Here is a 24926-nt window from a genome sequence, read left to right as displayed (position 1 = left end):
AAGATAGATAGGCTACCTATCTATCTTGGCACGCCGGCGAGCCGCCGGCAAGGAGTGAACTGTATCGGAATGTATCAGGCGGCGATGGCGGGCAGTTCGCGCGCCAGGCGCTCGAGCAGGCGGTCGACTTCGAACACGGTCAGGGTCTGGCGTTGGCCGTTGTGCTCGAGGTCGATCACGTCCGGCATGTCATTGCGCACATCGTGCTCGCTCACCTGCACGCGCAGCATCCTGGGCGCCGTGAAGCGCTGGCTGGCGTTGATGGTGAGGATGTTCTGCACGCCGTCCACCAGCAGGCCGTAGCGCTCGTCGCCCCGCTCGATGACGAGGATCTTGGCCTGGCTGGTGTCGGCCATGGGCGGCATGGCGTACAGCAGGCGCAGGTCGATCACGCTGATCATCTGCTGGCGCAGGTTGAGCATGCCACGCATGAAGTGTGGCAGTCCCGGCGGGCGCGCCATGTGATCCGTGTAGTCGATGATTTCGCGCACCTGTTTGATCTCGACCGCGAACACGCTCTCCAGGGCGAAAGCCAGGTAGACCTGCCGCTGCGCCTGCCTGGCCGTTGCGGCCGCCGGCCGCTTGGCGGCGTCCGGATAGAGATTGTCGTGGCCACTGCGCATGTCCTTGATTTCCTGCTGGGACAGGATCTCCGCATGGTTGAGCAGGATGACTTCCTCATCCGTGCCGGGCTTGTGGACGCAGCCGGCGAACATGCCGGCGCGCGCCTTGCTCAGCAGCGGGATGGGCATGAGCTCGTCGCTGAAATAGCTGACGATGCTGTCCACTGTGTCCACCAGGAAGCCGATGGTGGTGTCCGCGATGCGCACCACCATGATGCGCTCGCCGGGCAGGAATTCGCGTCCGGCCGGATCGGCGGCCGCCTTGGACGGCGCGCCGCCGGCCAGCATGGTGGCAAAATCGACCACCGCCACCGGATGGCCGCGGAAGTTGATGCGCCCCAGGCACAGCTTGCTGTTCAGGATGGAAGGCTGCAATTCCGGCACGGCGATGATTTCCTGGATCGCGCCCATCTCGAAGGCGAACAAGGACTGGCCCGCGCGGAAGCTGACGCACTGGCGGCGCTGGCCCACGGCGTGCAGGTGGCGTTGGTCCTTGTTCCTGGCGGCGGCCTGCAGGGCCAGCACCTGGGGCACGTTCTCGATGCGCACCAGGGCGTCGGGATCGAGCACCTGCAGCAGCCGCTCGCCTTCGCCCAGCAGGATGGTGCCGGCCACCACGCCGCGTTTCTCGCCGTCGGCATAGCTGAGCGTGCTGCGCTGGTCGGGCCGCACGCGCAGGATTTCGCCGGTGGAGTGGAACAGGATGCCGACCAGCACCTGCTGGTAGTCAAGGATGGCGATCTTGTGGGCCGGATCGGCGGCCGGCGCAGCGGGATCGAAAATACGGGCCAGATTGACCACCGGAATTACCGTGCCGCGCAAGGTGAACATGCCGGCCAGGAAGGCCGGCGCCAGCGGCAGGACCGTGATCCTGTCGGGGAAGTTCACCACTTCGCGGATGCAGATGGCGGGCAGGGCAAATTCGTCATGGCCCAGGTGGAAGGAGCCGAACAGCTCCATGCCTTGGGCAGCGGCGGCGGACGGGACGGGAGTGGCGGTGGTGTCAGTAGTGTGCATGCTGGCTTTCCTGTTGGGGCGCCTGGATCTCGCGCACAAAGCAGAGTTGTTCGGCGCAGTCGACCAGCATGGTGCGGCCACGGTGACCGCCCACGCGGCTGTAGTGCACGTTCAAGCTGTATTGGCGCAGGATTTTCTGGGCGGCGGCGACGTTCTGTTCGCCGATGTGCAGGCGGCTGGAGCACCCGCTCAGCATGTTGGCGCCGCCCGCCAGGTAGACCTCGATATCGCCGTAATCGTCCTGGTGCACGCCCATCAGGCGCAGCAGCTCGGGGACGGCGCGGCTGACGTAGCGGCCGCACTGGCCGCCACTGCACTCGCCGCCGGCGGGCTCGGGCAGGAGGCAGTGCGCCAGGCCGGACACGCCGCCTTTTTTCCAGAGCAGGGCGATGCCGACGCAGGAACCCAGCACGGCCTGCAGCTGCTCGGTGCGGGCGCCCACCTTGAGGTGGCCCATGGCGACCATGGCGCGGAAATCTTCCTGCAGGGCGCGGCTGCCGGGCGCGCGCGGGCTGGCGCGGCGGTCGCTGTCCGGAGGAGCGTCGGTAGTGATCATGATGCGGTACTCTTTTCTATCGTGTAAATCATGGGCCGCAGCGGACGGAAACAGGTGTCCATGGCGGCAATGGTTTCCTGCTCGCCGATCACCAGCCGGGCGTGCGGCGCCATGCTGTGGCTGGCCTGGTCCAGCACGATCTGCTGGTGTTCCGGGTCGAAGTAAATCATGACATTACGCAGGAACACCAGGTCGAACTGGCGCGGCTGGCGCAGCCGGTGCAGCAGGTTGTGCCGGGCCAGCTCCACGTGTTTTTTCAGCGTCTCGGAGGCCTTCAGGCCCTTGGCGCTGGCCTGGAAATACTTCTTCGCCAGCTGCGGATAGGCGCTTTGCAAGCGTTCCACGGAACGCCCGCCATAGTCGCCCTGCGCCGCCTGGTCCAGGATTTGCTGCGAGATGTCGGTGGCCAGGATGTGGTAACGGAAGCCCGGGTGGGCGGCCGCGAACTCCTCGCACAGCATGGCAATGGAATACATTTCCTCGCCGCTGGCGGCGGCCGCCGACCAGATGCGCAGCGTCTGGCCCGCATGCTCGCGTAGCCACTGGGGCAGGAATTCCTGCTCCACGTAATCCCACACCGGCGGCGTGCGGAAGAACAGGGTGTCGTTGGTGGTCACCAGGTCGATGAAGTGCGGCAGCTCGCTGCGGTCGCGCTGCACCTTGTCCAGGTAGGCCTGGTAGCTGTCCAGCGCCAGCGCCTGCATGCGCGGGCGCAGGCGTCGCTCCAGCAGCACGCTCTTGCGTTCATTCATGGCAATGCCCGTATGTAGCCGGACAAGGCCGATGAAGGCCGCCAGCGTGGCCTCGTTCAGTCCCGCTTCCATGGTTTCAGACCGTGAAGCCGGAGACGGTCTGGTTCAGATTGCCGGCACGCCCGTTCAAGCCCTCGATGGAGCGCGCGATGCTGTCGCAGGAGGCGGCAGTCTTCTCGGTTTCCTCGGCGATGTACTGGATCGCCGTGCTGACCTCGCGCGCCGTCAGCGATTGCTCGTTGGCGGCGGTGGAAATGTCGGAAATGGCGCGCGTGGTCTTGGCCACGCCGGCCACGATCTTGTCGAAGGCGTCGCTGGCCTGGCGCGAGATTTCGCTGCCGGCCGAAACCCGCTTGACGGACTCGTTGATCAGCTTGGAGATTTCCTTGGTCGCCTGCGACGAGCGTTCGGCCAGCTTGCGCACCTCGTCGGCCACCACCGAGAAGCCCAGGCCGTGCTCGCCGGCGCGCGCCGCCTCGATGGCCGCGTTAAAGGCCAGCATATTGGTCTGGCTGGCGATCTCGCTGATGACCTTGACGATCTCGCCTATGTCTTCCGAGGAGCGGTTGATCAGGTCCATGGCCTCGATGGACTTGGCCACCGCCTTGGCGCCGATCTCCGCCTCCTCCTGGGTGGCCTTGGCCACGGCGTCGGCATGGTTGCTGTTACTGGCGATTGAGGTGATGGACTGGGTCAGGCCATCGATGGACGCATTCATTTCCTCCACGGTGGCGCCCAGGGCCTGGGTGCCGGAAGCCACGCCGCTGGAGCGCTCGGCGATGGTGTGGGCGGCCGAGCTGAAGCCGCTGGCGGCGTCCACCACTTCGCCTATCACCTTGCGCAGGTCGGCGATCATCTTGCTGATGCCGGCGCCCAACTGGTCCAGCGGGGTGTCGCCGTTGACTTCGATGGTGCTGGTCAGGTCGCCCGAGGCGGCGCGCTCGACGGCGGCCAGCAGATAGGAGATCTTTTTCGCGTCGCTCTCGGCCTTGGCCTTGACGCTGGCCTCCAGTTTCACCTGTTCGGTCACGTCCGTGGCGTATTTGACCACCTTGTAGGGTTTGCCATTGAGATCCAGGATGGGATTATAAGTGGCTTGTATCCATACTTCTTTGCCATCATTGCCAATTCGTTTATACAGGCCGCTGTCAAATTCACCGCGATTCAATTTTTGCCAGAAACGCTTATATTCCGGACTCGATACGAATTCGGGCTCGCAGAATATGCGGTGGTGCTCGCCCTTGATATCTTCCAATTCATATCCCATGACGGCAAGGAAATTATCATTGGCGCAAAGAACCTGTCCTTGCATGTCGAACTCAATCACGGCCTGGGCCTTGTTGATGGCGCTGACCAAGCCTTCGAACAGGGCGTTGCGCTGCTTGTTGGCGGTCACGTCGGTGGCGAACTTGACCACCTTGTACGGCACCCCGTTCGCGTCCATGATGGGGTTGTACGACGCATTGATCCAGATTTCACGGCCATCCTTGGCGATACGCTTGTACTCGCCACGGTCGAGCTCACCACGGCCCAGCTTGGCCCAGAACTGCCGGTACTCGTCGCTGGCGGCGTACTCCGCGTCCACGAACATGGTATGGCTGCGGCCCTGCACCTCACCCAGGGTATAGCCCAGGGCGCGCAGGAAGTTGTCGTTGGCGTGCAGGATCTTTCCTTCCAGGTCGAATTCGATGACAGCGGCGGCGCGGTTCAGCGCAGCGTTAATGGCCTGGAATTCAAGTTCCTGTGAGTTAATAGCCTGGCTGGGAGCATTCATGATTATCCTGTAATGTCGAGAAATAATGTTAAATACTTAAATGCCGTAGATAAATGTGACATTTGGTGAGAATTAACCGGATATTCAGGGGCGGGGAATTCAGGCGGGTTATTTATTATTTTCCTGATCCGTATTAAACACAAGTGTAATGAGCGGTATTTTTTTCTGATGTACTTTCTAGGAGACAATTTTGAGTATCAGTAAAAACACGATCGTTCGTTTCCTTGAGGTATAGTAGGCGGGTTCGCACCAGCACAAGGAAAAGACATGAGCGCTGATTACCAGCTGCACGGCTCCGTCGCCGTCATCACCCTGAACAATCCCCCTGTCAACGGCATGGGATTGGCCACCCGCACGGCTGCGGTGCAGGGCATACAGCGGGCCCTGGCGGACGATGCCGTCAAGGCCATCGTGATCACTGGCGCCGGCAAGGCGTTTTCAGGCGGCGCCGACATCAAGGAATTCAATACGCCGCAAGCCCTGGCCGAGCCCAACCTGCACACCCTGATCGCCACGGCCGAAGGCGCCGGCAAGCCGGTGGTGGCGGCCATCCATAGCGTGTGCATGGGCGGCGGGCTGGAATTGTCGCTGGGCTGCCACTACCGGGTAGCGCTGGCGGGTGCGCAGATCGCCTTGCCGGAAGTGAAACTCGGCTTGCTTCCTGGCGCGGGCGGCACCCAGCGCCTGCCGCGCGTCCTGGGCCTGGAACGGGCGCTGGAGATGATAGTGACCGGCAATCCTGTGCCATCCGAACAACTGGCCGGCACGGCCCTGTTCGATGAAGTCTACGAATCGGGCGCGGACCTGCTGGCCAGCGCCATCGTGTTTGCCAACAAGGTTGCCGATATCCGGCCGCTGCCCAAGGTACGCGAGCGCCAGGTCGGGCATCCGAACGCGGCCGCCGTGCTGGAGGCGGCGCGCCAGCGCGTGCGCGCCACCGCGCCCGGCTTTCCGGCCCCGCTGGAATGCATCGCCACCGTGGAAGCGTCCATCACCATGCCCTTTGAAGAAGGCATGCGCTTCGAGCGCGAGCGCTTCCTGCACCTGATCGAAGGCACGGAATCGAAAGCGCTGCGCCACGCCTTCTTCGCCGAGCGACTGGCCGGCAAGGTGCCGGACCTGCCCGCAGAGACGCCGCTGCGCGAGATCAGGAGCGCCGCCGTGGTTGGCGCCGGCCTCATGGGGACCGGGATTGCCATGAACTTCCTGGGCGCCGGCATCCCCGTCACGCTGCTGGACACCAGCCACGATGCGCTGGAGCGCGGCCAGGCCGCCATCCGCCAGCACTATGAAAGCAGTGTCAGGAAAGGCAAGCTGAGCCAGGAAAAGCTGGAGCGCGCCCTGTCCCTGCTGCGCACCACCCTGGACTACGGCGCCATTGCCCAGGCCGACATCGCGGTGGAAGCCGTGTTCGAGGACATGGACCTCAAGCAGGCCGTGTTCCGCCAGCTGGACGCGGTCATGAAGCCGGGCGCCATCCTGGCCACCAATACCTCAACCCTGGATGTGGACCGGATCGCCGCCGCCACGGCCCGCCCGCAGGACGTGATCGGGCTGCACTTCTTCAGCCCCGCGCATGTGATGAAGCTGCTGGAAATCGTGCGCGGCGCCAGGACCGGCAACGAGGTGCTGGCAACCGCCCTGGCCTTGTCGAAAAAGCTCAGGAAAACCGGGGTGGTGTCGCGCGTATGCGACGGCTTCATCGGCAACCGCATGATAGAGCAGTACAGCCGCCAGGCCGGCTTCCTGCTGGAGGAGGGCGCGTTGCCGCAGCAGGTGGACCGCGCCATCGAGGCCTTCGGCTTCGCCATGGGTCCGTTCCGCATGGCCGACCTGGCCGGCAACGACATCGGCTGGGCCATCCGCAAGCGCCGTTACGTCGAGCAGCCTGACATCAGCTATTCGAAGACTGCCGATTTGCTGTGCGTGATGGGGCGCTATGGGCAAAAGACCGGCGCCGGCTGGTACGACTACCAGCCCGGCGACCGGACGCCGCACCCGAACGCCGAGGTGGACGCCATGATCGTGCGCCACTCGGCCGAACTGGGCGTGGCGCGGCGCCACATCAGCGACGAGGAAATCGTGGAGCGCCTGGTGTACGCGCTGGTGAACGAGGGCGCCCGCATCCTGGAAGAGGGCATCGCCCTGCGCGCTTCCGATATCGACATGGTCTACCTGGCCGGCTACGGCTTCCCGCTGTACCGTGGCGGCCCCATGTTCTACGCCGATACGGTGGGCCTGCCGCGGGTGCTGGCCGCCATCGAGCGCTACGCCCGGGGCTATCACGGGGAAGCGTGGCAGGCGGCGCCCCTGCTGCGCAAGCTGGCCGCTGCAGGCAGGGGTTTCAGCCAGGGGTAACGACGACTAGGTGTTCATTTGGATGTTGTGGAAAGTTCACGGGCCTTGGCGTAATTCCGTTGGGCGTTCATGTGATCGCCCTTTGCCTGATACGCTTCGGCAAGGCTGTCCCAGGTGTTCGCTGATTGCGGAAATAGCGTGGTGTTCCAGGCGAAGACACGGATGGCTGCATCCAGCCCAAGATTGTCGCGAATGGTGTATCCGGCTGCGTTAACGACACTCTCCAGGCCAGGGAATCTTTCGGCAGGCGGGGCGGCGGCTTCTCCCAATGCGTAGGCAATCAATTTTTCCACAAAAGCTACACTCTGGAATTGTTCCGGTGCGGCTGCCGCCATGGCGCTATCGAGCAGAACGCGCGACCAAACGTTTTTCATGCTGCCGTTCGTCAAATAGATGACGATATAGTTGTCGCCATCGAGCGTGTCCTTGTAGAGCAGCCTGACGCGCACTTGAGCACCGCCGTCGTGGCCGACATGGCGGTACTCGCCAGTTTGACCGTACTCCCAGCCTGCGGCGAATACGCCAGGCCGGCCGTTGGACAAGCGGGGAGCTTGCCAAAATTCCTGCAAGGCCAGCTTGCTGGCGAATTTGCCATTGCTCACCGCCTCGATGAAGCGCGCCAAGTTGTCCACGGTCGAAAAGAGTTCGGCATGACCATAGCTATAGGCTGGCCAGGCAATGTCCGGCGCCTTCTGCATCTTGCCGTCCTTCACTGCATAAGCCGTGGCCACGCCGGTCAACGGGAGGGATGACGCACCCAGGTAAGTGTGCTCCAAGTGCAGTGGCTCGATAATGCGCTCCCTGGCGATCTGCGGATAAGGCTTGCCATATTGGGCTTCCAACAACAGGGTGAGCACAAGATAATTGGTTTGCGTGTAGCGCGCGGCCGTGCCCGGCTGAAAATGTAAAGGCTTGTTCGCCAGCGACTCAAACGCGGCCTGTACGGTTGCGGGGATGGCGTACACATTCTCGAAATACTCCGGTACACCGGATGTATGAGTCATGAACTGTCGCACCGTAATGGCATCCCAGCTGGCCGGCAACGCGCGGACGTACGCACTGGCTGGCGCGTCCAGGTCGATTCTCCCTTGCTCCCCCAGCTGCATCACCAGTGTGCTGACGAACAATTTGCTGAGAGAATATACCGGGAAGATTTCATCCGGGGTGGCGCCCTCCGCTCCGCGGAACACCAACTCCCCGTTATGCTTGACCAGCACGGCCTGGCTGACGATGCCATAGCGCCGCTGGTTGAGTTTCATCTGGTCGGCCACCGGGCTGGCCCACGAAGGCAAGGGATGAATGAGCGCGAACATCAGCGCAAGACAGCGCAAGTATCGTGGCTTCAACATTTAACTGTGCTCCCTCCGAGTCAAATCATGTCAGCAGTTTAGCTGAGCCACCGGTTCGGCGCGCCGGATCAATGCTCGCTGATGTCGCCGCTGCCCTTGGGCACATAGTGGTAGGTGCGCAGCTTGTACTGGATATCCACCTTGGGATTCTTCAGCAGCCGCAGCATTTCGGCGCCGGCCAGCAGCACCGGGCCGTAGCCGTGCATGGCTTCCACGCTGGTGGGGCGGTTGTAGTAATACACCTGGTCGCTGGCGAAGGTGGTGCCGACGCAAGTGCCTTCCACCTCTCCCTTGGCGTTGATGCGGGTGGTCAGCCCGATCCAGCCGGCCTGGGCGATGGAGCCGTAGGTGGTGGGGCTGATCCACCCTTCGTTGATGGCGTGCGCCAGCACGTAGGTGAAGATGGCGCTGGCCGAGGTTTCCAGGTAGGAGTCGTTACGGTCCAGCATCTGGTGCCACAGGCCGCTGCCGGACTGCAGTTCGGCGATGCTGCGCAGGGTGGTGCGCAGCTGGGCCAGGATTTTCGGGCGGGCCGGGTGGTCGGCCGGCAGCACGTCCAGCACGTCGCTCATGGACAGCACGGCCCAGCCGTTGGCGCGGGCCCAGTAGAAGTTGGGCGCGTCCGGGTTGTTGATGTTCCAGCCGTGCGTGTACAGGCCGGTGGCCGGGCGGAACAGGTGCGCGCTCATGGTCAAGATATTCGAGGCGGCGTCGTCGAACCAGGCGCGCTGGCCGGTCAGGTGGCCCATCTCGGCCAAGGCCGGGATGCCCATGTACATGTCGTCGGCCCACAGCGAGGACGCCTGCGGGCGGCGCCGCGCGAACGTGCCATCGTCCAGCCGGTATTGCTGCTTGCCGACCCAGTTGCTGCAGGTGTTGATCAAGCCGCCCAGTTCCGGGCTGACGCCGGCAAACTTGGCCCGCACCAGGGCCGCGCACATGGAGCCGCTGTCGTCCAGCGACTTGGGATCGAGGAAGCGGGTGAAGCTGTTGTTGCGGCCCAGCTTGAACTTGTCTTCCTGGGCGCGGAAATAGGGCAGCACGTCATGGAAGAATTGCAGGTGGCGGCGGGTGATGTCGGTGTAGCGGCTGTCGCCGGTGACGGCGGCCGCCTTCAGCAGGCCGGCGTGCACCACGCCCATTTCATAGACCTGGATGTTGAAGTCGCGCGGCGACGGTTCCGCGATGGCGGTGGCGATCGGTTGCTTGAAGTCGGTGATCGGCTTGCCGGTGGCCTTGTCGATTACGCGGGTGGGCGTGACGGAATCGATGTAGCCGCGCACCCGGTCCAGCGAGGCCTTGATGCTCGCTTCGGTCGGCATCTGGTAGGGCACCGGATACGTGCCTTCCGAGGTGTCCTTCAGGTTCTTGTTGTCCGGGTTGCGGTAGGGACCTTCGGCCTGGACGGCGCCGGCGAGCATGGCGCCCGCGATGAGGATAGCCAGTTGGCGTTGCATCAACTTCATAAGTAAACCTTTCCCTGGGTATGCTGAGCTGTGTGTGGTGCCCGCAGGCTAAGCATACTCGGGGAAAGTGTCAATCGTTTACTTGCCAAAAAGTGATAATTTTTCGGCGTCAGAACTTGGCGCGCACCCCGAACACCAGGTTGCGGCCGGGCAGGGGCGCGATATCCTTGAGCACCGAGGTCGAGACGCGGATATCCTCGTTCAGCAGGTTCTTGGCCAGCACGAACCAGGTGAGATCGGCGTCGGCCAGGCGCTGGGTCCAGGACAGGTTGGCGTTGAGCAGGTTGTAGCCGGGCGTGGTGCTGGTCTCGAACGAGGCCAGGCGATCCTGGCCGCGCGCGTGGGTCAGCGACACGCCCCCGCGCCAGGCCCCGGCGCGGTAGCCCACGCTGGCGCCAATGCGGTCGGCCGGCTGCAGCGGCAGGCTGCCGCCCGCGTCCAGCTTGCCCCGGGTGCCGTCGGCGAACAGGCGGCCGGACCAGCCGGCGCCGGTCTCGTTCCAGGTCAGCTCGGCCTCGGCGCCGTGCAGGCTGGCGTTGGCCTGCTCGAAGATGCGCTGGCGCAGTTCGTCGCCCGGATTGCCTTCCTCGTCCAGCATCACGCCCGTGATATGGCCGTAGATGAAGTCCCTGACCTTGTTGCGGTAGACGTTGGCCTTCCAGCGCAGCAGGCCCGAGGTCTTGGACAGCGACAGCTCGATATTGCGCGACACTTCCTTGCGGAAGTCCGGGTTGCCAACGTCGAAGGTGGCGGTGGCGTCGTGCGGGCCGGTGGAATACAGTTCCTCGGTGGCCGGGGCGCGCTCGGCGTGGGACACGGTGGCCCCGATCGCATAGCCGGGCGTGAACGGCCACAGGCCGCCGACCGAGCCGGACTTCAGGTGGAAGCTGCGCTCCAGGCCCGTGACCGGTTCGCGCTTGACCGACTCCAGCCGCAAACCGGCGTTCAGCGCCACCTCGCCGACCCGGGTTTCCTCGACCAGGAAGCCGGCCGTGGACCTGGAATGCGTGACCGGCACGGTATCCGGGCCGCCTTCCGCGCTCAGGGCGGAGAAATGCGTGTTCTCGGTCTGGATGCCGAAGGTGCCGTGCAGGCCGGCCACGGTCTTGTGGGTCAGCTCGGCGCGGGTTTCCAGTGTACGGTTCTTGAACTGCACTTCGGGCAGGCCGTCGTCGCCCAGTTCGGCGTGCTGGTAATCGGTAAAGCCGGCTTTGACCCGGGCCGACTCGAAGCCCTCGAAGGGCGATTTGACCATGCTGTCGAAGTCGTAGCGGGTCTGCTTCTGGTCGATGCGCGAACCCTCGTCGCTGGGTATGCCGTAGATATTGGTCAGGCGCGACACCGACAGGCCGGCGTAGCCCCAGTCGTCCACATAGGAGCCGCCCAGGCCCACATTGCGTTCGCGCGTGTCCGAGTGCGGCAGGCGGCCGCCGCCCGAGGCCGGATCGTTCAGCTCACGATAGTCGGGAATCCTGTAGTCGCCGGCGTTGCGCAGGTTGGCATCGAGGTGCAGGGCGATCCTGCCGGCCGCGCCATCGATGGAACCGGACGCGTTCTTGCCCTGGTCCACGCTGCTGTAGCGGGTTTCGAGCTGGCCGGTGAGCCTGGGCTCCAGCGCGGTGGGGATGCGTTCATTGACCACGTTGACCAGGCCGCCGATGGCGCCGGAACCGTAGAGCAGGGCCGCCGGGCCGCGCAGGATCTCGATCTGCTGCGCCACCGCGCCTTCGGCGGCCACCGCGTGGTCGTTGGACAGGCCGGAGACGTCGGACACCGCCATGCCGTTTTCCAGCATCTTGACGCGCGAGCCTTCCAGGCCGCGGATGATGGGGCGCGAGGCGCCGGCGCCGAAGGCCGAGGCGGACACGCCCAGCTCATTGGCCAGGGTCTCGCCCAGCGAGCTGCCGGCCTTGTCGCGCAGCTCGTCGCCGGCCAGCACCTTGGCCGGCGTGAGGATCTGGTCGCCGGCGGCGGAACGGAAGGGGGTGGCGGTGACTACCACTTGCTGGACCTTGTCGTCGGCGGCCTCGTCGGCGTGGGCGCAGGGGGTAAGGGCGGACAGGATCGCGCTGGCCAGCAGCGTGCGTTGGATATGCATGGTAAAACCTCTAAGCGTATGGATGACAGCCCGCACCGGCCGGATCGCGGCGGTGCAGGAAAAACATGAGGGGAAGGCTGTCAGGCTTGAGGCGGGGCGCGCGCGTGGAAGCCGCGCACGGATTGCTGGCTGGCCGAGTTGACCTCGTCCGCCCGCACCGGGCCGTAGGAAACGTCCAGCGCAGTGAAGCTGTAACCCTGGCCCGCTATGGCATGGGCCAGCTGCGCCGAGGCGGCGCAGTGGGAACAGATATGGTCGGCCAGCTTGGGCTTGGACGGTTCGTGGCCGCCAGCGGCCTGGGTCCAGCCGCCGCCGACGTCCTCGGTATGCACATAGGCGTGCACATGGGCGTGTGTCAACGCCAGCTGCTGGGAGACCAGCAACAGCAGCGACAGCAGCACATGCATGAACGAACGGCGCAACATCTGGGGTAAGGAGGCGTAAGGATCCGGTTAACAAACCGGACATATTGTAACCGCAACTGGCTTGCAATTCTAGCCGGGACCGGATGGCGCGCGGCGCCAGGACGATGTCAGGCGGCGTGGCCCGCCGCCAGTTGGGCCGCCACGATGCGCAGCATGGTGTCGCCAAAGCCTTCGCGCGCGCGGGCGTCGCGCCGCGCGCTGGTGGCCACGCGCGGGGCCGCGCTCCAGGCGATGCGGGCGCCGCCGCGTTCCAGCGCCTCGACCAGGGCCACGTCCTCGTGGCTGCGCAGCGGCGGGAAGCCGCCGGCCATGCGGTAGGCCTCTGCCGACACGCCGAGGTTGGCGCCGTGGATGTGGCGGTGGCCGTCCACGTCGCGGTAGTGGCGGGCGTAGTGGCGCGCCAGCAGCGGCGCATGTTCACGGTGCGCGCTCCAGTCGTGCACCTGTACCGTGCCGCACACGGCGTCGGCCTGCAGCGCCAGCTGGGCGGCCAGCCAGTCCGGGGCGACCCGGCTGTCGGCGTCGGTGCAGGCCAGCCAGCGCGCGCCGCGCTCCAGCAGCGCCTGCGCCCCGGCCGCGCGGGCCGCGCCTACATTGCGCGCTTCCAGTGCCAGATGGCGCACCCGCACGGCCGCGCCGGTGCTGGCCCGGGCGTGGCGCCGGGCGATGGCAGCCGAGCCGTCGGTGCAGGCGTCCAGCACCACCATGATGCACACCTGCTCGCCGTCCAGGGCCGGATGGCCGCCGGCCACGCGCAGCGCGTGCAGGCAGTCGGGCAGCAGGGCTTGTTCGTCATGGGCAGGCACGATCACCCCGATCACGCCGGCTCTCCCAGGCTGGCCACGGAGCGCGCGTCGGGCGACAGCACTTCCAGCACGAAGTCGGCTTCTTCGTGGAGGACGATCTGGTGCATGCGCGGCAGGGAGCGGAAGGCGGCGTGGACCTGTAGGGTCGGCAGCACGCGGTCGCCGAAATCCGGCTTCCAGTGGCACAGCGCCAGCGTGCCGCCCGCGGCGAGGCTGGCGGCGCAGCGCCGGGCCAGCACGTTGAGCGCAGGTTGGTCAAGGTAGTAGGCCAGTTCGCTGATGATGATCAGGTCGAATGTGCCGGCCGGCCAGTCGTGCGGCACCTGGTGGTGCTCCAGCGTGACCTTGGCAGCCTGCGGGCCCAGGCGCTGGCGGGCGCGCTCCAGTGCGGCCAGGGAGCCATCCGACGCCAGCACCTGGCCGCAGCGCGCCGACAGGGCGGCGGTCAGCTCGCCATTGCCGCAGCCGGGTTCGTAGGCGCGCTGGTAGCGGCGGCGCGGCAGGCTGGCCAGCAGCAGGCTGCGCTTGCGCTGTTCGTACCAGCGTTCGCGCACCTGCCACGGGTCGTGCCCGGCCTGGTAGAGGTTATCGAAATGGCGGGCCAGGGCGTCTTCGCGGTTCATAGGAAGTAGATCTCGTCGCGGTGCAGCAGACGCGCCAGCGCGGTGGGCGGCACCACGGGCGGACGTCCGGTGCTGGCGTCCGGCTCCAGCTGGCTGTGGTAGCAGTCCAGCGCCTGGCGCTTGCGGCGCAGCTGCTGGTGGGTGAGCGGCAGGCGGCGCGCGCTGCCCCAGGGCAGGCGCAGGTCGCCCGGGTGGCTCCAGTGCCAGGCCCACACCGGATACTCGATCAGGCGCAGGCTCAGCCGGTCCGCCGCCGCTGCTGCCGCGCGACCGGCCGCTTCATGGTCGGGATGGCCGTCGTGGCGCCAGGTGGACAGTACCACATCGCCGGGACGCAGCAGGTGCAGCAGCATGTCCTGCAGGCGCGAGGCGTTGGGCGCGACATGGCCGTCCGGCAGGCCCGCGCGCCAGGTGGATAGCGTGGGCAGGTCCAGCACTTGCATGGCGCTGGCGGTTTCCTGCGGCCGGATCTCCGCCAGCCGGGCCGGGGTCCACAGCGGAGAACCGGGATGGCTGGCGGCGCCGTCAGTCACGGCGGCCAGCAGGATGGCGTTGCCCTGCGCGGCCAGTGCCTGCAGCAGGCCCCCGCAGGCCAGGGTTTCGTCATCCGGGTGAGGCGCCACCAGCACAGCGCGCATGCCGGGCGGGACCAGGTCGGCAATGGAGACGGCGGGCAGCTCGCGCAGGCCGCGCCAGGATTGCCATTCCCCGTCCGGGGTACCGGCCCCGACGATGCGGCGGTCGCGCGGTACGCCGTGGGCTGCCGCGTTCACAGCCGCCACCCGCAGTCGGGGAGGGCCGCCATCATCTTGCCCAGGCGCGCCAGGTCGCGTTCGGCGTGGCTCTGGCGCAGGAACACCGGCAGATCGGCGCAGATGCGGGCGAAGTGGCGGTCGCGGCACAACGGACCGGCGCCCAGCGCGCGCATGGCCAGCGCCAGCACGCGCGTGGCCGCTTGCTCCACCGCCAGCCGCACGCGCAGCGCCATGGCATTGACGTCGGCGCTGGGTGAGCGGTCGATCTCGGCCGCGGCCATGCGCAGCAGGGCGCCAGCGGCGCTCAGTTCCACGTCCACGCCGCCCAGCTGGGCCAGGCGCAGGGCGTCGCGGCTGTCTTCATGGCTGTCGTGCAGCTGCCGGTGCAGCCTTTCCGCGATGGCGCAGGCGGCGCCGTGCCAGCCCGCCGCCACACCGATGGCGCCATGGGCGAAGCCTGCCCGGTGCAAATAGGCATAGGGTGCGCCGACCTGGCGCGCGCAAGCATCCTGGAAGTGCACGTCCACGCTGGCGCAGGCGGCCATGCCGACCGCGTGCCAGCCCTGGTCCGTCACTTCCACGCCGGGCTGGTCCAGCTGGACGGCGGCCAGGCAAGGTTCGCCGGCCTCGTTCCAGCAGCTCACCAGGGCGTGGCTGGCGTCCGCCGCGCCCGAACACCACAATTTGGTGCCGGTCAGGCTGGCGCCGCGCAGTTCCAGGCGCGACTCGGGCGATTCAGCGCACCACACGCCCCAAAGGCTGCCGTAGGGTGCGGGCGGGCCCTCCAGCTCGTGCAGGATGGCGATGGCGTCGGTATGGCCCTCGTATAGCTTGAAGAGGCTGAGGTCCTGTCCGCCGACAGCGGCCAGGATGCGCCAGCGCTCCAGCGTGGCGCCGCCGCCCGGCAGCGGCGGCCGGTCCAGCTCACGCCCGATCAGGGAGCGCATGGCTTCCGGCGGCGTGGCGCCGGACAGCAAGGGCAGATGGCGTTCGATGGCGGCGGGTGTCATGGCGGCGTCCACGTTGACAGGATGCCGCCAGCATCGCGCTATTGTCGGGTTTGGTCAGTTAGATTGCGCACGCTGGCGTGGCGGCTGGACATTGAAGGTGTGGTGCTGTCAAAAGCCCAAGGTCGCTGCTTCCTCAACGGCGAATTTTTCGACCAGGAAGTCCAGCAGCAGGCGCACGCGCGGCGGCATATGGCGGTTGGGATGGAACAGGGCGTGCACCCCGATTTCGCTGGTGGTCCATTTCGGCAGCAGGATGTGGAGCCGTCCGGCCTGCACGTCGGCGGCGATGTCCCACACCGATTTTTGCGCGATGCCCACGCCGGACAGCGTCCAGGAGCGCGACAGCGCGCCATCGTTGGTCTCCCATGCCTGTGCAGGGGAAATCACGATGCTCTGACGTTCGGCGCCGCGCGCGAAATGGAATTCGTTGACCGGGCCGTGCGCACCGGCCAGCAGCACGAAGCGGTGCGCCGCCAGGTCCGCCGGCGTGGCCGGTACGCCGTGGTGCGCCAGATAGGCGGGCGAGGCGCACAGCACGCGACGGTTGGACGCCAGCTTGCGCGCCGCCAGCAGGCTGTCCGCCGGCACCGCAAAGCGGATGGCGAGGTCGATCTCGTCCTGCAGCAGGTTGGACATGGCGTCCGACAGCGTCAGCGCAAAGCTCACCTCCGGATGCAGGGCGCTGAACTCCTGCAGCCAGGCGCACAGCTGGTTGCGGCCGAAGTCCGAGGTGGCCGAGATGCGCACCTTGCCGCGCACCAGGGTCTGGCGGGCACGCAGCGCCGCTTCGCCGTCGGCGATGGCCTGCAGCGCGATGCGGCACTGCTCCAGGTACAGCCGCCCCTCGTCGGTGACGTGCAGGCGGCGCGTGGTGCGCTCGAACAATCGGGTCTGGAATTCCTGCTCCAGCTTGAGCAGGCGGGCGCTGGCCGCCGCCGGCGACAGTCCCAGCTTGCGCCCGGCCGCCGACAGGCTGCCCAGCTCCGCCGCCAGCGTGAATAAGCGCATGTCGCCCAGCCTGTCGCTAGCCATTATCTATCCTGGTGTGAAAGTCATTCAAAGATCAAGCCAATTATCAAACGAAATGAGAAGGCACACAATAGGTCCATCGATACCCCAATCAGGAGATATACATGAACGAGCAGACAGTGGTGGTGGTGGGCGGCCTGTCCGGCATAGGCCGGGCGGTGGCGGAACTGGCGGCTGCCCAGGGCGCGCGCGTGATCGCGGTGGGGCGGCGCGCCGCACCCGCCGGCTGGAACGCGCAAATTGAAACGGCGCAGCTGGACATACAGGATGAGGACGCGGTGCGCCGCTTCTTCGACGGCGTCGGCGCCTTCGACCACCTGGTGTCCACCGCCGGACCGGTGATTGCGTCGGCCCGGCTGGGCAAGCTGGAACTGGCCGATGCGCTGGCGGCCTTCCAGGTCAAGGTGTTCGGCCAGCTGGGCGTGGCCAAGCACGCCGCCCCGCACCTGCGTGCCGGCGGCTCGATCACGCTCACCTCCGGCCTGCTGGCCCGCAAGGCGGTGCCGGGCGCGGTGGTGAAAGCGTCCATGAACGCCGCCGTGGAAGCCATGGGCCGCACCCTGGCCAAGGAGCTGGCGCCGTTGCGCGTCAACGTCGTCAGCCCCGGCATGGTGGAAACCGGCATGTGGGGTCCGCTGGCCGAGGCCGAGCGCAAGGCCATGGCCGAACGCGCCGGCGCCGGCCTGCCGGCGGGACGGGTAGGGCAGCCGGACGACCTGGCCCAGGCCTACCTGCTGCTGATGCAGAACGGCTTCATCACCGGTACGGTGGTGGACGTGGACGGCGGCGGCCTGCTGTAAGCAACTTGAAAGGACATGACATGAACAAGGACCAAACTTCGCGGCGCGATTTCCTGGGCCGCGCCGGCGGCGGCGCCGCCTTGCTGGCGGCAGGGCTGGCAGTGGGCGCGCAAGCCGGGGCGGCCACGCCGGCCCGGGCGCAGGCCGGGTCACCGCAGCAGGCTGGAGGCGCGTTCTGGCCCAACGGCGCGCGCCTGGTGATCTCGGTCTCGATGCAGTTCGAGGCTGGCGGCCAGCCGCCCAAGGGCGCGGACAGCCCGTTCCCGAAAGTGGATTTTCCGGCCAGCGTGCCGTCCGACGCCACCGCCAACACCTGGTTCGCCTACGGCTACCGTGAAGGCATACCGCGCATGCTGGACCTGTGGGACAGGCACGGCGTCAAGGTCACCTCGCACATGATAGGCGAGGCGGTGCGCAGGCATCCGGAGCTGGCGCGCGAGATTGTGCGGCGCGGCCATGAGGCGGCAGGCCATGGCCCGCGCTGGAGTTCGCAATACCACATGAGCCGCGCCGAGGAAAAAGCCTTCCTGCTCCAGGGCCGCGACATGGTGCGCGAGGCCACTGGCGAACTGACGCTGGGCTACAACGCCAACTGGCTGCGGCGCGGGCCGAACACGCTGTCGCTGCTGCAGGAGCTGGGTTACTTGTACCACATCGATGACGTCAGCCACGACGAGCCCTTCATCGAGCAGGTCAACGGCAAGGACTTCGTGGTGGTGCCTTACACGCTGCGCAACAACGACATCGTGCTGATCGAAGGGCGTAACTACACGCCCCAGCAGTTCCTGGAGCAGATCAAGGGCGAGTTCGACCAGCTGTACGAGGAGGCGGGCACGCGCCGCCGCTTGATGTCGGTCAGCGCGCATGACCGCATCAGCGGCACGCCGCAGATGGTGCGGGCGTGGGACCAGTTCCTGGCCTATGCCCGCTCCAAGCCCGGCGTGGCCTTCATGCGCAAGGATGAGATTGCGCGCTACGCGCTGTCCAGTCCTCTCACGCTGCGCGAGACCGAGACGATATAGGGCTTATCCGTCAGCGCCGGCCGCCACCGGCAGCCGCAGCGCCGCCCGCAGGCCGCCTTCACGACGGTTGCCCAGCTCCAGGGAGCCGCCCTGGCTGGCGGCCAGGGCCGCCACGATGGACAGGCCCAGGCCGCTGCCGCCGGTGGCGCGCGCCCGTGAGCTTTCCAGGCGCTCGAACGGCAAGGTCAGGCGGGGGAGCGACTCTTCGGGAACCCCAGGACCATCGTCATCGATCGTGATCATGACCATGCCGCCCTCCCGGCTGGCCGCCACCCGCGCGGCGCCGGCATAGCGCTCGGCATTGTCGAGCAGGTTATCCATCATGCGCCGGAATGGCAGGGGCGCGCAGGCGGCCGCCAGCGGCGCCTGTGGCGGCTGCCAAGCCACGTCCTGTCCCAGCTCGCGCCGGGTCGCCACCACCGCCGCGATCTCGCTTGCCACATCGATCTCGCGCTGCGCCGGCGAGCCCGATGCGGACATCTCGCGCGCAAAGGTCAGCGTGTCGTCGAGCAGGGCGCTCATTTCATCGAGGTCGGCGATGGCGCGGCTGCGCTGGTCGTCGTCGCCGATGAATTCGGCGCGCAGGCGCAAGCGCGTCAGGTAGGTGCGGAAATCGTGCGCCAACGCCGCCAGCATGCGGGTGCGGTCATCAATCAGTGTGCGTATGGTGTGCTTCATGCCGTTGAAGGCATGGGACAAGTCCCGGATCTCGGCCGGTCCTTGCAGGGGAAGATCGGGTGCGGCCAGCTGCGCGGCCAGCTGGCGCGATGCGGCGCCGAGATCGCGCAGCGGTCTCGCCGTCTGGCGCAGCGCCACCATCAGCACTGCGGCAAGGATGGCCACGCCCAGCGCGGCCACCAGGAGCGAGCGGTCCAGCAGGCGCGCCAGGGCGGGGGCGCGGGTACGCTCCAGTTCCAGGCTGTCTCCGTTGCCCAGCCTGACCACCAGCCGCGCCGGAGCCGGCGCGCCGACATCCTCGGCGCTGACGGCGTTCAGCCGGCTGTCCGGCCGCACCTCGATGTGGAATGACCGGCCACCCAGTCCGTTGGCATACTGCCTGAACAGCCGCTCCAGCCTGGCCGAGGCCCGGTTGGGCGGACTTGGCGCCGCGCCGGTAGCGGGCGCCAGCCTGGCAATCAAGGCATCGCTATTGAATGCCCGCACGATGGCGGGGCGCAGCGCGGGCGGCGCCTGTTCCAGCGCCTCTGCCATGGCCAGCGCCTGTTCCGGCGACGGCAGCAGGAACACGGGACGTGCCGGTCCACCAGGCCAGAACACCACGGCCAGCAGTACGGCCTGGAACACCACCGCGCCCGCCAGCACGGTCAGGCCCAGGCGCATGGCCAGGGTGTCCAGGCGGCGCCACATCACAGCCGCTCCACGGCCTGGGCGAACAGGTAGCTGCCCCGCACCGTCAGGCCCAGGCGCATGGCCTGCGTGTCCACGCGGGCCCACATCAGAGGCGCTCCACGGCTGGCGCGAACAGGTAGCCGCCTCCGCGCACGGTCTTGATCATCTCGCCGGCCGCGTCGTCCAGCTTGCGGCGCAAGCGGCTCAGCTGCACGTCGATGGCGCGGTCAAAGGGCTGGGCGGCGCGGCGGCGTGTCCAGTCCAGCAGCTGTTCGCGGTTCAGCACCCTTTGCGGATGGGCCAGGAACACCATCAGCAGATCGAACTCGGCGCCGGTCAGTTCCACCGGGCGGCCTTGCGGATGGACCAGGTGGCGTGCGCCGGCGTCCAGCCGCCAGCCTGCGAACCCGTATTGTTCGGCGCTGCTCCCGGCTTGCGGTGGACGCTGCGCGTCGCGCGTGCGCCGCAGCACGGCCCGGGTGCGCGCCAGCAGTTCTCGCGGGTCGAACGGCTTGGCCAGGTAATCGTCGGCGCCCAGTTCGATGCCGATCACGCGGTCCACGGTGTCGCCCTTGGCGGTGACCATGATGACCGGGGTCTGCAGGGTGCCGGAACGCAGCCGGCGGCAGATCGACAAACCGTCTTCGCCCGGCATCATCAAGTCCAGGATCACGAGGTCGACCCGGCGCCGCGCCATGGCGCGGTGCAGGTCGGCACCGCCGCCGCAGGGCGCCACCTCGTAGCCTTCCCGTTTCAGCAGCCCGGCAATCAGGGCGCGGATCTCGGGATCATCCTCCACAACGGCGATCAGGGTGGTCTGGGTCATGCGCTTGGTCCGGTTGGCGGCGTTACCGGCTAGTGTAGATGGCAAGGATAGACTCGGGAAGGGCTGGCGGCCAGCGTTACACTTCGTTACGGTCCGCAACGGTTGCGTCGCAAGGGCGTGACCGGGCGCCGTTAAGATGGGCCTATCTTACTGCACGAGGAGTGACCATGAAGACAAGCTTTACCAGCCTGGCCGTGGTGGCGATGCTCTTATCCGCCTGCGCCCTGGCCCGGCAACAGGACCGTCCCACCCTGCGCGAACGGCTGGCGGCGCGCAGCTCGGCCATGCCGGCGGCGGCCGCCATTCCCGGCGTAGTGGAGACTACGCTGGCGTTTGGCGGCGTCCAGCGCAGCTACCTGGTGCTGGACGCCAGCCAGGGACGGGCTGCGGCGCCGCTGGTGGTCCTGCTGCATGGCGGCGGCGGCAATGGCGCGACCATGATCGCGCGCTGGCAGGCCAAGGCCGCCGCCGAGGGCTTGATACTGGTGGCGCCCAATGGTATCGGGCGCAAGGCCAACAGCGGGACCTGGAACGCAGGCGGCTGCTGCGGCGAAGCCATGGCCAGCGGCAGCGAGGACGTGCGCTTTGTCGGCGCCGTGATCGACGATGTGAGCCGCACGACGCGCGTCGACGCCAGCCGCGTCTACGTGGCAGGGCTATCGAATGGCGGCATGCTGGCCCATCGGGTGGCGATAGCCTATCCGCGGCGGCTGGCCGGGGCGGCCGTGGTGGCGGGCGCCCTGTTCGGCGACGAGCCGGCGCCGCGCGTGCCTGTGCCCATGCTGATCATGCACGGCATGAAGGATCAGGTGGTGGGCTACGAGGGCGGCATGAGTCCGACCCGCTTCGTGGCGCGCGCGCAGTCCCAGCCTTTCAAGCCGGTCGCCTATGCGGTCGATTTCTGGCGCCGGGCCGATGGCTGCGGCGGCGCGCCGGTGGTGTCCACGGAGGGCGACGTGACCACCGAGACCAGCAACGCCTGCGCGGCCGGCGCGGAAGTGCGGTTCTACCGGCTGGCCTCGGCGGACCACGGCTGGCCGGGTCCGGCCACCGGCGAAAAGCCGCTGGTCGAGCGCCAACATTACGACGACATCGACGCCACCAGCGTGATCTGGGATTTCTTCAAGACCCACACACGGGCTTCGGCGTTATAGCTGAAGCGGGACTAATACAGCGCTCCCCGGTAAGTCAGCGCTTCGGCGCGCGGCGCAGGTCATTGACTGCCGCGATCACGGCGTCCGGCACATCTTTTTGCAAATAGTGGGTGCTGGACGGCTGCACTTCCACGCGCGCGGCGCCGGTCAGCTTGAGCCAGTCCTGGCGCAGCTTGTCCAGGGTGGCGGCGTAGCCCGCCGTTTCCATGAAATCACGCTTGCCGCTGGCCAGCAGCCGCACCGGCATGGCCAGCGGAACCGACTGGTTCAAGCCATCCACGCACTCTGCCTGGTCGGCGAATTCGCGCCGGGCGGCGGCCGACATGGTCAGCATGTTCATGCCCTTGGCGGCGGCCGCCATGGTCGGGTTGTCGGCCTGCAGCCGGGCCAGGTGGCGCGGATGGGTGGGGTCGAGCAGCACCAGTCCCGCCACCTCGGACGGGTACAGCTTGGCGTAAGCATACTGGTACAGTCCCCCCAGCGAGTGGCCGACCAGGATGTAGGGCGGCTTGACGCCGGCCACCTGCAGGGTCGCATGCAGCTCGCGCGCCACCGTGCAGGGATCGCGCGGGCCGTCGGTCCAGGCGCTGTCGCCATAGCCGGGGCGGTCGTAGGCGAACACCTGTCCGGACCTGGAAAGCGGGTCGAACACCTTTTCCCAGGTGGCCTTGCCATCGCCCAGGCCGGCTTGCAGCACCACGGCAGGACTGCCGCTGCCGGCCAGCGCGTAGGCCGGGGCCGCCGCCGCCGACAAGGTGGCGCGCCCGGTGGTGGGCAGGGTCTCGCACGCGGCCAGTGCGAACGACAGGGTTGCAAAAAGCGCCACGCGGGCGGCCGCAGGGAAAGACATGGTCGGGCTCCAACGTTAAGGGAATGTCAAGGAGCTCTATCCTAGCCTACCTTGGCGCTTCCGCATAGGCGGGAAATGTCCGCATGTAGGCCAGCAGATTGGCGATCTGGCGCTCGTCGCTGATGCCCCAGAAGCGCATTTTGGTACCCGGCACCAGGTCGCTGGGGCCGCGCAGGAAGGCCGCCAGGTTGGCTTCGTTCCAGACCAGGCGCGAATTCTTCAGCGCCGTCGAATACTGAAAGTCCCTGGTGATGGCGGCGGGACGGCCGATGATGCCGTTCAGCTGCGGTCCGAAGCCGCCGCGCGCACTGGCCCCGACCTGGTGGCAGGACGCGCACTTGTAGAACGCGGCCTTGCCCGCCACCGGGTCGCCGGCGGGCGCGGGCGCGGCCGTGGCGGCCCCGTGAAATAATGCCGCCAGCAGCAGGACGGCTTGGGTTGACTGCATCGATGACACTCCCAAAAAACAAAAGCCGCCATCGCTGGCGGCTTTCGTAGGCTTGCGCCACGCAGCTTAGTCGGCGGCGTAGATGTTGTTGTCCTTGGTCTCTTTCACGAACAGCACACCGATCACGAAGGTGACCAGGGCGATGACGATGGGATACCACAGGCCGTAGTAGATATCGCCCTTGAACGCGACCAGCGCGAACGAGGTGGTCGGCAGCAGGCCGCCGAACCAGCCGTTGCCGATATGGTAGGGCAGCGACATGGAAGTATAGCGGATACGGGTCGGGAACATCTCCACCAGCATGGCGGCGATCGGGCCGTACACCATGGTCACGTAGATCACCAGGATGAACAGCAGCAGCACCATCATCGGCTTGTTGATCTGCGTTTCGTCCGCCTTGGCCGGGTAGCCGGCAGTCTTGATCACGGCGCCCAGTTCTTTCTTCAGGTCGGCTTCCTTCTTCTTGCTGTCGGCATCGAAGTTCAGGCCATCGGCGGTCATGACGGCGTTGAAGGAAGTGACTTCCTTGTCGCCCACCTTGATCACGGCCACGGAACCGGCCGGTGCGGCCACCTTGGTGTAGGCCACCGAGGCGTTCGACAGCAGGCCGGTGGCGATGTCGCACGAGGACGGGAACTTGCTGGTGCCGGTCGGGTTGAACTGGAAGTGGCAGGAGGCAGGATCGGCCACCACGGTCACGGGCGAATTCTGCAGCGCGGTTTCCAGGGCCGGATTGCCGTAGTGGGTCAGGGCCTTGAAGATGGGGAAGTAGGTGACGGCGGCGATCAGGCAGCCGGCCATGATGATTTTCTTGCGGCCGATTTTATCGGACAGCGAACCGAACACGATGAAGAACGGGGTGGCCAGCAGCAGCGCGGTAGCGGTCAGCAGGTTGGCGTTCATGATGTCGATCTTCAGCGTGGTCTGCAGGAAGAACAGGGCGTAGAACTGGCCGGTGTACCACACCACGGCCTGGCCCATGGTCAGGCCGACCAGGGCCAGCACCACGATCTTCATGTTTTTCCACTGGCCGAAGGCTTCGCTCAGCGGGGCTTTCGATACCTTGCCCTCGGCTTTCATCTTGGCGAAGGCCGGCGATTCATTCATGGCCATGCGTATCCACACCGAGATCGCCAGCAGCAGCACCGACACCAGGAAAGGCACGCGCCAGCCCCAGGCGTTGAAGGCTTCCTCGCCGATGGCGGTACGGGTGGCCAGGATCACGACCAGCGACAGGAACAGGCCCATGGTGGCGGTGGTCTGTATCCACGCGGTGAAGGCGCCGCGCTTGCCCTCGGGGGCGTGTTCAGCCACATAGGTGGCCGCGCCGCCGTACTCGCCGCCCAGCGCCAGGCCTTGCAGGATGCGCAGCGTGACCAGGATGATGGGAGCGGCAATGCCGATCTGCTGGTGGCCCGGCAGCAGGCCGACCACGAAGGTGGAACCGCCCATGATCAGGATGGTGATCAGGAAGGTGTATTTGCGGCCCACCATGTCGCCCAGGCGGCCGAACACCAGCGCGCCGAACGGACGCACGATGAAGCCGGCGGCAAAGGCCAGCAGCGCGAAGATGAAGGTGGTGGTCGGGTCACCGATGAAGAATTGCTTGGCGATGATGGATGCGAGCGAGCCGTACAGGTAAAAGTCGTACCACTCGAATACGGTCCCCAGCGAGGACGCAAAGATCACCTTGCGTTCCTCGGCCGTCATGGGACCGGCTTTGGCCGGTGCATTGCGGGCGTCGGCAGTCGTTATAGCCATGATGTGTCTCCTTGTTTTATGGAAGTACTTTTATGGATCTGCTACAGCGGATATTGGCGTTTCACTATCAGCTT

Annotated in this window: 22 protein-coding genes; 4 read left to right on the top strand and 18 right to left on the bottom strand. The window is 66.6% G+C overall.

Annotated features, from left to right (window positions below):
- Nucleotides 1–74: 74 nt before the first annotated feature.
- From ACLB1G_RS01210 to ACLB1G_RS01195, 4 genes are read right to left on the bottom strand one after another with little or no spacing between them, the layout of a single operon-like run.
- Nucleotides 75–1640 (bottom strand): chemotaxis protein CheW, encoded by a 1566-nt coding sequence (locus ACLB1G_RS01210; RefSeq protein WP_491625353.1) that lies wholly within the window; start codon nt 1638–1640, stop codon nt 75–77.
- Nucleotides 1627–2196 (bottom strand): chemotaxis protein CheD, encoded by a 570-nt coding sequence (locus tag ACLB1G_RS01205; protein WP_491625352.1) that lies wholly within the window; start codon nt 2194–2196, stop codon nt 1627–1629. Before ACLB1G_RS01205 ends, ACLB1G_RS01210 begins: the two co-directional genes overlap by 14 nt.
- A complete protein-coding gene (locus tag ACLB1G_RS01200; protein WP_491625351.1) occupies nt 2193–3020 on the bottom strand; it encodes a CheR family methyltransferase in 828 nt (275 codons plus the stop codon). Before ACLB1G_RS01200 ends, ACLB1G_RS01205 begins: the two co-directional genes overlap by 4 nt.
- A gap of 4 nt (nt 3021–3024) precedes the next feature.
- A complete protein-coding gene (locus ACLB1G_RS01195) occupies nt 3025–4722 on the bottom strand; it encodes a methyl-accepting chemotaxis protein (protein ID WP_491625350.1) in 1698 nt (565 codons plus the stop codon).
- A 267-nt stretch (nt 4723–4989) separates the two neighbouring features.
- On the opposite strand from ACLB1G_RS01195, the gene ACLB1G_RS01190 reads away from it, so the two are divergent.
- Entirely contained in the window at nt 4990–7080 is a 2091-nt protein-coding gene (locus ACLB1G_RS01190; protein WP_491625349.1) for a 3-hydroxyacyl-CoA dehydrogenase NAD-binding domain-containing protein, read from the top strand.
- Between the two features lie 14 nt (nt 7081–7094).
- On the opposite strand, the gene ACLB1G_RS01185 is transcribed toward ACLB1G_RS01190, so the two are convergent.
- The 9 genes from ACLB1G_RS01185 to ACLB1G_RS01145 all read right to left on the bottom strand — a co-directional run bounded on the left by ACLB1G_RS01185 (nt 7095) and on the right by ACLB1G_RS01145 (nt 16644).
- Entirely contained in the window at nt 7095–8393 is a 1299-nt protein-coding gene (locus ACLB1G_RS01185; protein WP_491625348.1) for a serine hydrolase domain-containing protein, read from the bottom strand.
- A 104-nt stretch (nt 8394–8497) separates the two neighbouring features.
- Nucleotides 8498–9886 (bottom strand): glycoside hydrolase family 88/105 protein, encoded by a 1389-nt coding sequence (locus tag ACLB1G_RS01180; protein ID WP_491625347.1) that lies wholly within the window; start codon nt 9884–9886, stop codon nt 8498–8500.
- Between the two features lie 118 nt (nt 9887–10004).
- Nucleotides 10005–11993, bottom strand: coding sequence for a TonB-dependent receptor (locus tag ACLB1G_RS01175; RefSeq protein WP_491625346.1), 1989 nt, complete (start codon nt 11991–11993; stop codon nt 10005–10007).
- Nucleotides 11994–12073: 80 nt separating this feature from the next.
- Nucleotides 12074–12418, bottom strand: a complete 345-nt coding sequence (locus ACLB1G_RS01170) for a hypothetical protein (protein WP_491625345.1) — start codon at nt 12416–12418, stop codon at nt 12074–12076.
- Nucleotides 12419–12525: 107 nt separating this feature from the next.
- Nucleotides 12526–13239, bottom strand: a complete 714-nt coding sequence (locus ACLB1G_RS01165; protein WP_491625344.1) for a glycosyltransferase family 2 protein — start codon at nt 13237–13239, stop codon at nt 12526–12528.
- Complete coding sequence (locus ACLB1G_RS01160; RefSeq protein WP_491625343.1) at nt 13236–13847, bottom strand: class I SAM-dependent methyltransferase; 612 nt, start codon at nt 13845–13847, stop codon at nt 13236–13238. The genes ACLB1G_RS01165 and ACLB1G_RS01160 overlap by 4 nt, the downstream gene beginning before the upstream one ends.
- A complete protein-coding gene (locus ACLB1G_RS01155) occupies nt 13844–14620 on the bottom strand; it encodes a PIG-L deacetylase family protein (RefSeq protein WP_491625342.1) in 777 nt (258 codons plus the stop codon). The genes ACLB1G_RS01160 and ACLB1G_RS01155 overlap by 4 nt, the downstream gene beginning before the upstream one ends.
- Nucleotides 14617–15612 carry an acyl-CoA dehydrogenase gene (locus ACLB1G_RS01150; protein ID WP_491625341.1) on the bottom strand — a complete coding sequence of 332 codons (996 nt, stop codon included), beginning with the start codon at nt 15610–15612 and terminating at the stop codon, nt 14617–14619. The genes ACLB1G_RS01155 and ACLB1G_RS01150 overlap by 4 nt, the downstream gene beginning before the upstream one ends.
- A gap of 108 nt (nt 15613–15720) precedes the next feature.
- The gene (locus ACLB1G_RS01145; RefSeq protein ID WP_491625340.1) at nt 15721–16644 is read right to left on the bottom strand and encodes a LysR family transcriptional regulator; all 924 of its coding nucleotides are present in this window, start codon (nt 16642–16644) and stop codon (nt 15721–15723) included.
- Between the two features lie 101 nt (nt 16645–16745).
- Between ACLB1G_RS01145 and ACLB1G_RS01140 the strand changes: the two genes are divergently transcribed.
- Nucleotides 16746–17441 (top strand): SDR family oxidoreductase, encoded by a 696-nt coding sequence (locus ACLB1G_RS01140; protein ID WP_491625339.1) that lies wholly within the window; start codon nt 16746–16748, stop codon nt 17439–17441.
- A 20-nt stretch (nt 17442–17461) separates the two neighbouring features.
- Nucleotides 17462–18463, top strand: a complete 1002-nt coding sequence (locus ACLB1G_RS01135; RefSeq protein WP_491625338.1) for a polysaccharide deacetylase family protein — start codon at nt 17462–17464, stop codon at nt 18461–18463.
- 3 nt (nt 18464–18466) lie between these two features.
- Here the strand turns inward: ACLB1G_RS01135 and ACLB1G_RS01130 are convergent, their stop codons facing one another.
- Together ACLB1G_RS01130 and ACLB1G_RS01125 are read right to left on the bottom strand one after the other, a co-directional pair.
- The gene (locus tag ACLB1G_RS01130) at nt 18467–19831 is read right to left on the bottom strand and encodes an ATP-binding protein (protein ID WP_491625337.1); all 1365 of its coding nucleotides are present in this window, start codon (nt 19829–19831) and stop codon (nt 18467–18469) included.
- Between the two features lie 88 nt (nt 19832–19919).
- The gene (locus ACLB1G_RS01125) at nt 19920–20639 is read right to left on the bottom strand and encodes a response regulator (RefSeq protein WP_491625336.1); all 720 of its coding nucleotides are present in this window, start codon (nt 20637–20639) and stop codon (nt 19920–19922) included.
- A 167-nt stretch (nt 20640–20806) separates the two neighbouring features.
- Between ACLB1G_RS01125 and ACLB1G_RS01120 the strand changes: the two genes are divergently transcribed.
- Entirely contained in the window at nt 20807–21793 is a 987-nt protein-coding gene (locus tag ACLB1G_RS01120) for a CE1 family esterase (protein ID WP_491625335.1), read from the top strand.
- Between the two features lie 34 nt (nt 21794–21827).
- On the opposite strand, the gene ACLB1G_RS01115 is transcribed toward ACLB1G_RS01120, so the two are convergent.
- The 3 genes from ACLB1G_RS01115 to ACLB1G_RS01105 form a co-directional block, all read right to left on the bottom strand.
- A complete protein-coding gene (locus tag ACLB1G_RS01115) occupies nt 21828–22643 on the bottom strand; it encodes an alpha/beta fold hydrolase (RefSeq protein ID WP_491625334.1) in 816 nt (271 codons plus the stop codon).
- 46 nt (nt 22644–22689) lie between these two features.
- Nucleotides 22690–23091: a c-type cytochrome gene (locus tag ACLB1G_RS01110; protein ID WP_491625333.1), complete on the bottom strand. Its 402-nt coding sequence runs from the start codon at nt 23089–23091 to the stop codon at nt 22690–22692.
- A 66-nt stretch (nt 23092–23157) separates the two neighbouring features.
- A complete protein-coding gene (locus tag ACLB1G_RS01105; RefSeq protein ID WP_491625332.1) occupies nt 23158–24852 on the bottom strand; it encodes an MFS transporter in 1695 nt (564 codons plus the stop codon).
- Between the last annotated feature and the right edge of the window lie 74 nt (nt 24853–24926).

Source organism: Duganella kummerowiae (assembly GCF_053572355.1).
This window is presented reverse-complemented; position numbering and strand designations above follow the sequence as displayed.

Coding starts and splice junctions, on each gene's coding strand:
- ACLB1G_RS01210 (WP_491625353.1), bottom strand. CDS start 1,640: ATGCACACTACTGACACCACCGCCACTCCCGTCCCGTCCGCCGCCGCT.
- ACLB1G_RS01205 (WP_491625352.1), bottom strand. CDS start 2,196: ATGATCACTACCGACGCTCCTCCGGACAGCGACCGCCGCGCCAGCCCG.
- ACLB1G_RS01200 (WP_491625351.1), bottom strand. CDS start 3,020: ATGGAAGCGGGACTGAACGAGGCCACGCTGGCGGCCTTCATCGGCCTT.
- ACLB1G_RS01195 (WP_491625350.1), bottom strand. CDS start 4,722: ATGAATGCTCCCAGCCAGGCTATTAACTCACAGGAACTTGAATTCCAG.
- ACLB1G_RS01190 (WP_491625349.1), top strand. CDS start 4,990: ATGAGCGCTGATTACCAGCTGCACGGCTCCGTCGCCGTCATCACCCTG.
- ACLB1G_RS01185 (WP_491625348.1), bottom strand. CDS start 8,393: ATGTTCGCGCTCATTCATCCCTTGCCTTCGTGGGCCAGCCCGGTGGCC.
- ACLB1G_RS01180 (WP_491625347.1), bottom strand. CDS start 9,886: ATGCAACGCCAACTGGCTATCCTCATCGCGGGCGCCATGCTCGCCGGC.
- ACLB1G_RS01175 (WP_491625346.1), bottom strand. CDS start 11,993: ATGCATATCCAACGCACGCTGCTGGCCAGCGCGATCCTGTCCGCCCTT.
- ACLB1G_RS01170 (WP_491625345.1), bottom strand. CDS start 12,418: ATGTTGCGCCGTTCGTTCATGCATGTGCTGCTGTCGCTGCTGTTGCTG.
- ACLB1G_RS01160 (WP_491625343.1), bottom strand. CDS start 13,847: ATGAACCGCGAAGACGCCCTGGCCCGCCATTTCGATAACCTCTACCAG.
- ACLB1G_RS01150 (WP_491625341.1), bottom strand. CDS start 15,612: ATGACACCCGCCGCCATCGAACGCCATCTGCCCTTGCTGTCCGGCGCC.
- ACLB1G_RS01145 (WP_491625340.1), bottom strand. CDS start 16,644: ATGGCTAGCGACAGGCTGGGCGACATGCGCTTATTCACGCTGGCGGCG.
- ACLB1G_RS01140 (WP_491625339.1), top strand. CDS start 16,746: ATGAACGAGCAGACAGTGGTGGTGGTGGGCGGCCTGTCCGGCATAGGC.
- ACLB1G_RS01135 (WP_491625338.1), top strand. CDS start 17,462: ATGAACAAGGACCAAACTTCGCGGCGCGATTTCCTGGGCCGCGCCGGC.
- ACLB1G_RS01130 (WP_491625337.1), bottom strand. CDS start 19,831: ATGTGGCGCCGCCTGGACACCCTGGCCATGCGCCTGGGCCTGACCGTG.
- ACLB1G_RS01125 (WP_491625336.1), bottom strand. CDS start 20,639: ATGACCCAGACCACCCTGATCGCCGTTGTGGAGGATGATCCCGAGATC.
- ACLB1G_RS01120 (WP_491625335.1), top strand. CDS start 20,807: ATGAAGACAAGCTTTACCAGCCTGGCCGTGGTGGCGATGCTCTTATCC.
- ACLB1G_RS01115 (WP_491625334.1), bottom strand. CDS start 22,643: ATGTCTTTCCCTGCGGCCGCCCGCGTGGCGCTTTTTGCAACCCTGTCG.
- ACLB1G_RS01110 (WP_491625333.1), bottom strand. CDS start 23,091: ATGCAGTCAACCCAAGCCGTCCTGCTGCTGGCGGCATTATTTCACGGG.
- ACLB1G_RS01105 (WP_491625332.1), bottom strand. CDS start 24,852: ATGGCTATAACGACTGCCGACGCCCGCAATGCACCGGCCAAAGCCGGT.